The organism is Aquabacterium sp. UBA2148 (assembly GCF_002328915.1).
GTDB classification, from domain to species: Bacteria; Pseudomonadota; Gammaproteobacteria; order Burkholderiales; family Burkholderiaceae_C; genus Aquabacterium; species Aquabacterium parvum.
This window is the reverse complement of the sequence record NZ_DCXA01000197.1, coordinates 1-11,166: the sequence shown is the minus strand read 5'-3', so window position 1 is coordinate 11,166 and position 11,166 is coordinate 1. Positions and strand designations below refer to the sequence as shown.

The window sequence follows — 11,166 nt, the reverse complement described above, 5'->3', positions numbered from 1 at the left end:
GTGGGCTCGCCGACGATGCAGGCGTCCAGGCGCTGGCCTTGTTGCTGCAGCCATTCGCAGACCTTGACCGTGCCGTCCACAGACGGGCCTTCTTCGTCACTGGTGATGAGGAAAGCGACGCTGCCGGCGTGATCAGGGTGGCGGGCCACAAAGGCTTCGGTGGCCACGACCATGGCGGCCAGCGAGGTCTTCATGTCGGCGGCGCCACGGCCGTAGAGCAGGCCATCGCGGTGCGTGGGCACGAAGGGTGGCGAGGACCATTGATCGAGCGGGCCGGTGGGCACGACGTCGGTGTGGCCGGCAAAAGCCAACACCGGTGCGGAGGCATCGCGGCCGCGTTTGATCGCCCACAGGTTGGTCACCGGTGCGTTGGCCGGCCCGAAGACCAGGGTGTGGCACTCGAAACCCAGGGGCCTCAGGCGCTCGACCATCAGTTGCTGGCAGTCGAGGTCTTCGGGGGTGACGGAAGGGCGGGCGATCAGCGCCTCGGTCAGGCGCAGGGTGTCGGTCATGATGCTTGGTGTCGGCGCCTTGGGCGTCTCAGTGTCGGATGCCGCCGAAGTTGGAGGCGGGGTCTTCGGCGTGCACGTCCAGGGTGATTTCGGTGAACGAGGGGCCGTGTTCTTCTTCGGCCGGCTTGGCGATCAGCTTGGACTGGGTGGCCGTGCTGTTTTGCAGGCGCCACATCAGGTTGGTCGGCGAGTCGGAGTTGATGAGGCCTTCGTCGCGGCTGACGATGCCTTCGTTGATCAGTCGGGCGATGTCTTGCTCGTAAGTCTGCGAGCCTTCTGCCATCGACTTCTCCATCGCTTCCTTGACGCCATTGAAGTCGCCTCGGTCGATCATCTCGGAGACCAGCGTGGTGTTGAGCAGGACCTCGACCGCTGGCACCCGGCCGCCGGCGCTGGGGCCGGCTTCGGCTTTGAGCAAGCGCTGAGAGATGATGGCTTTGAGGCCCGAAGCCAGGTCGGAGAGCAAGGCCGGCCGTGCTTCCGGCGTGTAGAAGGACAGGATCCGGCCGAGCGCGTGGTAGCTGTTGTTGGCGTGCAGGGTCGACAGCACCAGGTGGCCCGACAGCGCGTACGAGATGGCGGCCGTCATGGTCTCCCGGTCGCGGATTTCGCCGATCAGGATGCAGTCAGGGGCCTGGCGCAAGGCGTTCTTCAAGCCGACTTGCAGCGATTGCGTGTCGCGGCCGACCTCGCGCTGGTTGACGATGGACTTCTTGTTTGAAAACAGGAACTCGAGCGGGTCTTCGATGGTGAGGATGTGGCCAGTCATGCGCTGGTTGCGATGCTCCAGCATCGAGGCCAGCGTGGTGCTTTTGCCAGTGCCGGTGGCCCCGGCCAGGATGATCAGGCCGCGCTTTTGCAGCACCAGTTCGCTGAGCACGGGCGGCACGTTGAGCGTGTCCAGCGCCGGGATGTCGGAGGGGATGTAGCGGAACACCGCAGCCACCGAGCCGCGCTGCTTGAACGCGCTCAAGCGGAAGATGGCCACACCAGGGATGGTGATGCCCATGTTGAGCTCACCGGTCTCGTCGAGCTCTTCCATCTGTGTGGGAGAGATCATCTCAGCCAGCAGTTGCCGAGGCTGAGACGGCGTGAGGACCTGGTCGGTCAGCTGCATGATCTGACCGTTGATCTTGATGAGGATCGGGGTCTTGGCCGACAGGAAGACGTCCGACGCCTTCTTCTCGGCCATCAGACGCAGCACGCGTTCGAGGTTGCCTCCACTCATCGATCTCTCCTCAGCTGTTTTTGCAAGGGTTCAGACAAGAAGGGCCTGCATGGTGCAGGCCCTGGTTCATCGCATCAGGCGCCGCGCAGCAGGTCGTTGATGCTGGTCTTCGAGCGCGTCTGGGCGTCCACGCGCTTGACGATCACGGCGCAGTACAGCGAGTACTTGCCATCGGCCGAGGGCAGGTTGCCCGAGACCACGACCGAGCCGGCGGGGATGCGACCGTAGCTGACTTCGCCCGTGGCGCGGTCGTAGATCTTGGTCGACTGACCGATGTACACGCCCATCGAGATCACCGAGTTCTCTTCGACGATCACGCCTTCGACGACCTCGGAGCGCGCGCCGATGAAGCAGTTGTCTTCGATGATGGTGGGGTTGGCCTGCAGGGGCTCGAGCACGCCACCGATGCCGACGCCACCCGAGAGGTGGACGTTCTTGCCGATCTGGGCGCAGGAGCCGACGGTGGCCCAGGTGTCGACCATCGTGCCTTCATCGACGTAGGCGCCGATGTTCACGTAGGACGGCATCAGGATGACGTTCTTGGCCTGGAACGAGCCGCGACGGGCCACAGCCGGCGGCACCACGCGCACGCCGGTGGCCTTGAGTTGCTCAGGCGACATGCCGGCGTACTTGGTGGGCACCTTGTCGTAGAACTGCAGGGCGCCGTCGCCCATGGGCACGTTGTCGTTGAGGCGGAAGCTCAGCAGCACGGCCTTCTTGATCCACTGGTGGGTTTCCCAGGCGCCGTTGACCTTCTCGGCCACGCGCAGCTTGCCGGTGTCCAGCGCGTCGATGATGTGGTTGACGGCGTCACGTACTTCGGCGGGGGCGCTGGCGGCGGACAGCTCGGCGCGGTTTTCCCAGGCCTGGTCGATGGTGTTTTGCAGGGCTTGGCTCATGTTGGGGCTTTCTATCGGGAGCGTATCGGAGAGGGTTGTCCGCGAGCGGCTGGGGGCTGCTCGGGGGGAGATGAGGGGTTCGTGCGGCCTCTTGCGATCAGCGCGGGAAGGCGCGGATGAAGGCGCGGATGCGTTCGGCGGCCTCCACGCATTCGTCGACACCGGCCACCAGCGCCATGCGCACCCGACCGCGACCGGGGTTGAGCCCATGGGCTTCGCGGGCGAGGTAACTACCTGGCAGCACCGCCACATTGTATTGAGCCAGCAGCTCGCGCGTGAAAACCTCGTCGCTGCCGCCACAAACATGGGCGGGCACCTCGGCCCACAGGTAAAAGCCGGCATCGGGCAAGGCCACGTTCATGACCTCGGCCAGCAGCGGCGTGACGCGCTCGAACTTCTGGCGGTAGAGCGCGCGGTTCTCGACCACATGGGCCTCGTCGTTCCAGGCCGCGACGCTGGCCCGCTGCACGGCCGGGCTCATGGCGCTGCCGTGGTAGGTGCGGTAGAGCAGGAAGGCTTTCATCAGGGCAGCGTCACCCATGACGAAGCCGGAGCGCAGGCCGGGCACGTTGGAGCGTTTGGACAGGCTGGTCAGCGCGATCAGGTTTTTGAAGTCGGCGCGGCCCAATCGGGCAGCGGCTTCGAGGCCGCCCAGCGGTGCGGCGCCTGCGCCTTCGCGGAAGTAGATTTCCGAGTAGCACTCGTCCGAGGCGATGACAAATCCAAAGCGGTCACTCAGCTCGAAGAGCTTGCGCCATTCATCCAGCGGCATGACCGCTCCCGTCGGGTTGCCGGGCGAGCACACGTAAAGCAGTTGCGTCGTGGCCCAGGTCGACTCGGGGATGCTGCCCCAGTCGGCGGCGAAGTTGCGCGCAGGGTCGGAGTTGGCGAACACCACGCGCGCGCCGGCCAGCAGGGCCGCGCCCTCGTAGATTTGGTAGAAGGGGTTGGGGCAGACCACGGCCGGGCCACCAGCATCGCGGTGCTGGGTTGGGTCGATGACGGCCTGGGCCAGGGCAAACAGCGCCTCGCGCGAGCCATTGACGGGCAGGATCTGCGTGGCTGCATCGAGCTTGAGGCCGTAACGGCGTTGCACCCAGGCGGCGCAGGCTTCGCGCAGGGCGGGCTCACCGGCCGTGGCGGGGTAGGCGGCCAGGCCGTCCAGCGCGTCGGTCAAGGCCTGCTTGATGAACGCCGGCGTGGGGTGCTTGGGCTCGCCGATGCCCAGGCTGATGGCGCGCAGGGCAGGGTTCGGGGTCACGCCGGCGGTCAGGCCGCGCAGGCGCTCGAAGGGGTAGGGCTGAAGACGCTGCAGCAGGGGGTTCATGCGTTGCATTATCCCAGGGCTGGCATGGCCCTGATGCGTCATGGGCACGGTGCCTTGGCGCAGCTGGCCAGATCCAGGCGATGCGTGGCTTGTTCAGCGGGGGTCGCTGGGCGACACGAGGCTGCGGTTGCGACCGGCGGTCTTGGCCTGGTAGAGCGCGTGATCGGCCCGCTCCAGGGTGCGGTGAACGGGCGCGGCCAGGTCATGCTGGGCGATCCCAGCAGAGAAAGCGACCCTCAGGCCAGGCACCCGCGACGAAATGCTGCAGTGCTGAAGCGCGGCGCGCAAGCGGTCCAGGGCAACGAGGGCCTTGGCTGGGCTGGTGTTGGGCAGGATGAACAGGAACTCTTCGCCGCCCCAGCGGCCCACCGTGTCCGACTCGCGCAGGGCCAGGGTGGCCGCCGAGGCAAAGGCCATCAACGCTTCGTCGCCCACGCGGTGGCCGTGCACGTCGTTGATGCGCTTGAAGTGGTCCAGGTCCACCAGCACGACGGTGAAGCGCTCGCCATAGCGTTCGTGGCGTTTGGCGCTGTCGACCAGGCGGTCCTGCATGTGGCGGCGGTTGTACAGGCCCGTCAAGGCGTCTCGGCTGGCCAGGGTCTGCACCTTTTCCAGCGTGTCGCGCAGCTCGCGGCGTTGCTGCGCCAGGCGGTTGCGCCAGGCCGAGATCTGGTAGGCCGCCAGGATCAGCGGGGGCAGCGTGCCGATCATCAGCTCGAAGCGCAGCAGCTCCAGCGTGGGGGGGTAATACACGGGGTCGATGTGCGACAGCACGCCCATGCACATGGCCAGCAGCACCATGGCCAGCACGCCGGCAAAAGCGGCCTGGCGCGGCTGGTGCGTGTACATGCCGAACACCATCACCAGGGCGATCAGCACCAGCACCAGCCCCCGGTCGTGCGGGCCGATCGCGGTGTAGGCAAACGCGATGGCCAGCAGCGAGAAGCTCTGCTGCTGCAGCATCAGGTTCGGGTCGCGCATGGAGCGGGTGCGCCCAGTGCGAACCAGCACATAGAAGACCGTGTAGCAGGGGACGGTGGTGAGCAGCAGCAACTTGGGCGCGAAGTCGCGCATCATGCCGACTTCGGCTGCGTAGAAGGCCGCGCTGCAGCAGATGGCGTACATCAGCGCGCAAAGCAGGATGACGCCTGTTCGAGCCCGCGTGGCGCGGTCCGGCCCGAAGATGAGTTTCACCAGTCGCCCCATCGAATCGATGATGGGGTCGTGCTGTGGCATGTTGCCCAGGGTCTCGCTCATGCGTGGCCCCCTGTCAGCGGTGCCAGGCCCACCGCCAACTCGGCCTCTACTTCGTCGTCGGCCACGTGGCTGCGGTTGCGTCCTTGTCGCTTGGCCTGGTAGAGCGCCTGGTCCGCCCGCTCGATCAGGTGTTCAAGGGTTTCGCCCTGGCGCGCCTGTGCCAGGCCCACCGAGAACGTGGCGTTCACGCCCGGGTGTCCAGAGAAAGTCTGGCTGCCCATCGACAGGCGCAGCCGTTCCAGCGCGGTGAAGGCTTCGCTTGCCTTGACTTGCGGCAGCATGATGAGGAACTCCTCACCACCCCAGCGGGCCACCTTGTCGACCTGCCGAAGTTGGGTCTGGGCCAGGTTGGCGAAGCCGGTCAGCACGGCGTCTCCAGCCTGGTGGCCGAATCGGTCGTTGATCGATTTGAAGTGATCGAGGTCGACCAGGGCCACGGTCATGGGGTGCCCGTGGCGTTCGACCAGCTTGAGCTCGGTCTCGACGAGGTCGACCATGACGCGGCGGTTGAGCAGCCCGGTCAGGCTGTCTTGCGTGGCCATGTGCTGCAGGGTGTTCAGCGCTTGTGACAGCTCCCTGGATTGCAGGCCGATGCGCACGCGGATGTCGGTGACCCACTTGGCCACCAGCGACAGGATCAGCAGCGTCGAGCCGCCGATGACGAAGTGCATCAGCCCGGTGGAGGCCGGGTAGCGAACGGGGTCTGCCCAGGTCAGGGCGATCACGCACATCAGCAACATGCCCACCGAGCTCATGCCCAGCACCACCATCTGCGTGGGGCGAAGCCGGAACATGCACATCACGATGGCTTCGGCCACCAGGATGAGAACGCTGGCACGGTGCTCGCCCACCTGCAGGTAAGCCATGAAGCACAGTGCGATGCTGATCAAGGCATGCGGCAGGGTGACCACGGGGTCGCTCAGGCGCTGACTCCATCCGCTGCGCACGAGCAGGAACACGATCGACAGGGTCAGGATGCTGCCCCAGGTCAGGTCGCGGGCGATCTGTGGCTGCAGCAGGCCCAGGTGGACCGAGTGCCAAATGATGCCCAGGTTCACGATGTACAGCTGCGTGGACGCAAGGACAAAAAGCACGTGCCTGGCCCGCTGAGGATCGGATCCCAACAGTGGGCGGGCGACGGCGTTCAACCAAGGAGGCAGGTTCATCGGCTCGGGCGAAGTGTTGCAACGGTTATCGGCGCCGTGGGGGGCACCTTTAAAACCATTGGGGTCGTCAGGCCGTTGCGCTGGCGCGGCGAAGGGGTGATCTGCTGACGAGCCGGGCTTTCGCGTCAGGCGTCTTGCCGGTTGGGGCGCCTGGGCAGGTAACGCTCGTCCGAGTAGGTCAGGACCCATTCGGGTTTGAATGCCACGAAGATGGCGATGAGCATGCCGGTGCTGAAGCCTTCGCCCCAGGCCACCAGGGTGTAGCCGAGCATCCATTCCAGCGTGCTGAACACCTCCGGCTTGCGACCGGCCAGCCAGGCGAGCGCGCCGGTCAGCACCACGGCGGCGATGCTGGCCATGAAGGCGCGCCCCAGGATGAAAACGAAGATGTGGTGCGGCAGCAGGCGACGAACGGCCAGTCCGATCAGCAGGCCGAGCGTGCCGGGCACCAGACCCAGCCACGCCAGGTGAGACGCCACCTCACCGAGGGGCGGCAACTGCCCGTGCCCGAACCAGCCAGCCAGGAAAGCGACAGGCACCAGGCTCCACATGGCCAGTGGCCAGCCAAACATCAGCGTCATCAGGCAGGCCGACGACACGTGCATGGTCATGCCGGAGGGCAGCAGGCGATCGGTGCACCAGAGCAGGGGCAACAAGACCATGGCGCCCAGCCAGGGGTGCACGAGGGGTCCGTGGCGCAGTGGCAGCCACGGACGAAAAGGCAATGCAGCAGCCAGGATGACTGCACACAAAGCCCAGTCCAGCATGGGAACGTCAGCCCAGCAGGCCGGTTTCTGCGTTGTGCTGGGGCAGCTCGACCTTGGGAGCGGGCTTCCAGCCCTTCTTGCGGTGCTCGACGACGACGTTGGTGTAGATGCCGCCGCGCACGTACCACTTGGCTGTGATGCGCAGGAAACGCGGGTTGATGGCCTTGACCATGTCCGACAGGATGTCGTTGGTGACCTTCTCGTGGAAGGCGCCCTGGTCGCGGTAGCTCCACATGTACATCTTCAGGCTCTTGAGCTCGATGCACAGCTTGTCGGCGATGCAGTCGATGGTGAAGTGCGCGAAGTCGGGCTGCTTGGTCAGCGGGCAAAAGCAGGTGAACTCGGGCACCTGGAACTGGATGACGTAGTCGCGCTCGGGGGCGGGGTTGGGGAAGACGTCCAGGTGGCGCGAAGGCGTCGAGGGCAGGGCGGCGGGTTTGGCGCGCGTGCCGACCTCCAGCTTGGCCGCGGCCGATTTCCTGGCTGCGCGGGGTTGGCTTGCCGGTTTGGCGGCGGGGGGCTTGGTGTTCTTGGCCATGGTCTTCACAACGTGGGATGAGCAGGAATTCGTCGAATCTCGGATGGTATCATCCTGAGCTTGAAAAGGCCAGGGATTTCCTGAAATTCATCAGGAAAATCAACGACTTAGATGCGTCTTAACTCGATCAAGCTCTCAGGGTTCAAGTCCTTTGCCGAGCCGACCCATTTCCAGCTGCCTGGCCAGCTGGTCGGCGTGGTGGGGCCCAATGGCTGCGGCAAGTCCAACATCATGGACGCCGTGCGCTGGGTGCTGGGCGAGTCCAAAGCGTCCGAGCTGCGCGGCGAGTCCATGCAGGACGTCATCTTCAATGGTTCGGGCAACCGCAAACCGGCCAGCCGCGCCAGCGTCGAATTGGTCTTCAGCAACGAAGATGGCCGCGCCGGCGGGCAGTGGAACCAGTTCTCCGAGATCGCGGTCAAGCGCGTGCTCACGCGTGACGGCACCTCCAGCTACTTCATCAACAACCAGCCGGTGCGTCGCCGCGACGTGCAGGACGTCTTCCTGGGCACGGGCCTGGGCCCGCGCGCCTACGCCATCATCGGCCAGGGCACGATCAGCCGGATCATCGAGTCCAAGCCGGAAGAGCTCCGCTTGTTCCTCGAAGAGGCCGCGGGCGTCTCCAAATACAAGGAGCGTCGCCGCGAGACCGAGAACCGCCTGAAAGACACGCGTGAAAACCTCACGCGGGTGGAAGACATCCTGCGCGAGCTCAACAGCAACCTCGACAAGCTCGAAAAACAGGCCGAAGTGGCCTCGCGCTACCACGCGCTGCAGGAGCAGGGCACCACCAAGCTGCACCAGCTGTGGTTCCTCAAGCACCGCGATGCGTCGTCTGAAGAAACGCGCATCCACGTCGCCGTGAGCGAGGCGACCAACGCGCTCGAGGCCCGCATGGCCGAGCTGCGATCGGTCGAGGCAGAGCTGGAGCACGTGCGGCAAGATCATTACGCAGCCAGCGACGCGCTGCACGAGGCGCAAGGCGCTTTGGCTGAAGCCAGTCTCGAGGTCAGCCGCCTGGAAGAGCGCATCCGCTACGTGGTGGAAGGTCGCCAGAAAGTCGAGCAACGCCTGGCCGAGATCAAGGCCCAGAACGAGCAGTGGGCCATGCGCGCCGAGGCGGCGCAGGTCGAGCTCGAAGAGCTGGCCGAGAAGATGGCCGCCTGCGAAGAGCAGGCCGAGATCCTGGCTGCTCAGGCCGAGGAGCTGGCGGGCAACGTGCCGTCTCTGGAGGACGCCGTGCGTGCCGCCACGCAGCGCGCCAACGACCAGCGCCAGGTGGCTGGCCAGGTGCAGCAGCAGATCCAGCTGCTGGCTGCCGAATCGCGCAACCTGGACGAACAATCGCGCCAGATTCAGCAACGCCGCGAACGCCTGCGTGTGGAAGTGCAGGGCCTGGCCGCGCCCGACGAGCTGCGCCTGAGCGACTTGCGTCGCCAGCACGAGGTGGGTCAGGAAGAGCAGGGCCTCATCGAGGCCCGGCTGGAGGAGCTGTCCGAGTCGGTGCCCGCGCTGGATGAGGGCCGCAAAGCCGTGCAGTCAGACAGCCAGTCCCAGTCGGCCAAGCTGGCCGAACTCAGCGCCCGCCTCGAAGCCCTTCGCGCGCTCCAAGACAAGGTGCAGACCGAAGGCAAGCTCAAGCCCTGGCTGGCCAAGCACGGTCTGGACAGCCTGCAAGGCCTGTGGACCCGCGTTCACATCGAATCGGGTTGGGAGAACGCGCTCGAATCGGCCTTGCGAGAACGCCTGGCCGCGCTCGAGGTGGGGCGCGTCGAAACCGTGCGTGCCTTCGAGCTCGACGCCCCGCCCGCCAAGCTGGCCTTCTACAGCTTGCCGCAGCCCGGCATCCAGAACACGCACCAGACCCTGCCGCGCCTGAGCGACCTGCTGCGGCTGAACGATGGTGGGCTCAAGGCCCTGATGAACGACTGGCTGGAAGGCGTCTACACCGCCGCCCACCTGGAAGAGGCTCTGGCAAACCGAGGCAAGCTCACGCATGGTGAGGTCATCATGACCCCGGCCGGGCACGCGGTCAGCCAGTTCGCTGTCACCTTTTATGCACCCGATTCCGAGCAGGCTGGCATGCTGGCCCGCGCCCAGGAAATCGAGAACCTGGAAAAACAGGTGAGGGCGCAGAGCCTGATCGCGGACGACGTCCGTGCGGCCTTGATCCGCGCAGAAGCCGCCTACACCGACGCCTCCCAGCGCCTGGGCACCGTGCGCCGCGAGGCCAGCGAGGTGCAACAGCGTGTGCACCAGTGGCAGGTGGAGTTGTTGCGCCTGAGCCAGCAGGCCGAGCAGGCCAACAGCCGCCGCGGTCAGATCGACGAAGAACTCGCCGAACTCGACGCGCAACTCGAAGGCCTTCAGGAGCGCCGCGCCGAAGGCGAAGCCCGCTTCGAAGAGCTCGACATCCACCTGGGTGAAACACAAGAGAAGCACGCCGAACTCGAAGAGCATGTCATCGAGGCCGAGCGCAAACTCAACCAGGCGCGCGAACAATCTCGTGCGCTGGAGCGCCAGGCCCAGGAGGCCACCTTCAGCGTGCGCAGCATGGGCGCGCGACGCGGTGAGCTGCAACGCAGCATCGAGACCGCCTCGCAGCAGATCCAGGCCAACGAGTCATCGGTGGCGCAACTGCTCGAAGAGCAGGCCCGCCTGAACGACGCCTCGGCGCAGACGGGTCTCGACGAAGCCCTGGCCGTGCGTGTGCAGCGCGAAGGCGCCCTCAGCCAGGCCCGCCAGCGCTACGACGACCTGTCCGCCCAGCTGCGCCGCTTCGACGAGCAGCGCCTGCAGTTCGAGCACAGCCTGCAGCCCCTGCGTGACCAGATCACCAAGCTGCAACTGGAGCAGCAGGCCGCCTCGCTGGGCGGTGCGCAGTTCATGGAGCAGCTCACCGCCGCAGGCGTTGACCTGGCCGTGCTGGCCGAGGCCATCGAACGTGACGGCGTCAAGCTCTTTGGTCTGCAGGCCGAGATCGACCGCATCCAGCGCGAAATCAACACCCTGGGCGCCGTCAACCTGGCAGCGCTCGACGAGTTGACCTCCGCGCGCGAACGCAAAGGCTTCCTCGACTCGCAGATGGCCGACCTGCTCGACGCCATCGGCACCCTGGAAGACGCCATCCACAAGATCGACCTCGAAACCCGCGACCTGCTGGGCGCCACCTTCAACACCGTCAACGAGCACTTCGGGCGCATGTTCCCCAGCCTCTTTGGTGGCGGCAGCGCCAAGCTGGTCATGACTGGCGACGAGATCCTCGACGCGGGCGTGCAGGTCATGGCCCACCCGCCCGGCAAGAAGAACAGCACCATCCACCTGCTCTCGGGCGGCGAGAAGGCGCTCACCGCCATCGCCCTGGTGTTCGCCATCTTCCAGCTCAACCCGGCGCCGTTCTGCCTGCTCGACGAGGTCGACGCGCCGCTGGACGACGCCAACACCGAACGCTACGCCCGCCTGGTCAAGAACA

Annotated in this window: 9 protein-coding genes; 1 reads left to right on the top strand and 8 read right to left on the bottom strand. The window is 65.9% G+C overall.

The annotated features are described in order from the left end of the window. The 8 genes from B2W70_RS11015 to queF all read right to left on the bottom strand — a co-directional run. Positions 1 to 512 (bottom strand): M20/M25/M40 family metallo-hydrolase (locus B2W70_RS11015; RefSeq protein WP_286745684.1); only part of this gene is annotated, 512 nt, incomplete at its 3' end. A gap of 28 nt (positions 513 to 540) precedes the next feature. Further along, positions 541 to 1,740 (bottom strand): PilT/PilU family type 4a pilus ATPase, encoded by a 1,200-nt coding sequence (locus B2W70_RS11010; protein WP_058085959.1) that lies wholly within the window; start codon positions 1,738 to 1,740, stop codon positions 541 to 543. 74 nt (positions 1,741 to 1,814) lie between these two features. Continuing rightward, entirely contained in the window at positions 1,815 to 2,639 is an 825-nt protein-coding gene (dapD, locus tag B2W70_RS11005) for a 2,3,4,5-tetrahydropyridine-2,6-dicarboxylate N-succinyltransferase (protein WP_286745683.1), read from the bottom strand. A gap of 97 nt (positions 2,640 to 2,736) precedes the next feature. After that, positions 2,737 to 3,966: a succinyldiaminopimelate transaminase gene (gene dapC / locus B2W70_RS11000; protein WP_286745682.1), complete on the bottom strand. Its 1,230-nt coding sequence runs from the start codon at positions 3,964 to 3,966 to the stop codon at positions 2,737 to 2,739. Between the two features lie 93 nt (positions 3,967 to 4,059). Beyond that, positions 4,060 to 5,223, bottom strand: coding sequence for a GGDEF domain-containing protein (locus tag B2W70_RS10995; protein ID WP_286745680.1), 1,164 nt, complete (start codon positions 5,221 to 5,223; stop codon positions 4,060 to 4,062). After that, a complete protein-coding gene (locus tag B2W70_RS10990) occupies positions 5,220 to 6,281 on the bottom strand; it encodes a GGDEF domain-containing protein (protein ID WP_286745678.1) in 1,062 nt (353 codons plus the stop codon). The genes B2W70_RS10995 and B2W70_RS10990 overlap by 4 nt, the downstream gene beginning before the upstream one ends. A 233-nt stretch (positions 6,282 to 6,514) precedes the next feature. Further along, positions 6,515 to 7,072, bottom strand: coding sequence for an energy-coupling factor ABC transporter permease (locus tag B2W70_RS10985; RefSeq protein WP_286745677.1), 558 nt, complete (start codon positions 7,070 to 7,072; stop codon positions 6,515 to 6,517). A gap of 91 nt (positions 7,073 to 7,163) precedes the next feature. Continuing rightward, positions 7,164 to 7,583 (bottom strand): preQ(1) synthase, encoded by a 420-nt coding sequence (queF, locus tag B2W70_RS10980; RefSeq protein WP_286745701.1) that lies wholly within the window; start codon positions 7,581 to 7,583, stop codon positions 7,164 to 7,166. A 222-nt stretch (positions 7,584 to 7,805) separates the two neighbouring features. Here queF and smc point away from each other — a divergent pair. Further along, the coding region (gene smc / locus B2W70_RS10975) for a chromosome segregation protein SMC (protein ID WP_286745675.1) at positions 7,806 to 11,166 on the top strand (3,361 nt) is incomplete at its 3' end.

Coding starts and splice junctions, on each gene's coding strand:
- B2W70_RS11010 (WP_058085959.1), bottom strand. CDS start 1,740: ATGAGTGGAGGCAACCTCGAACGCGTGCTGCGTCTGATGGCCGAGAAG.
- dapD (WP_286745683.1), bottom strand. CDS start 2,639: ATGAGCCAAGCCCTGCAAAACACCATCGACCAGGCCTGGGAAAACCGC.
- B2W70_RS10995 (WP_286745680.1), bottom strand. CDS start 5,223: ATGAGCGAGACCCTGGGCAACATGCCACAGCACGACCCCATCATCGAT.
- dapC (WP_286745682.1), bottom strand. CDS start 3,966: ATGAACCCCCTGCTGCAGCGTCTTCAGCCCTACCCCTTCGAGCGCCTG.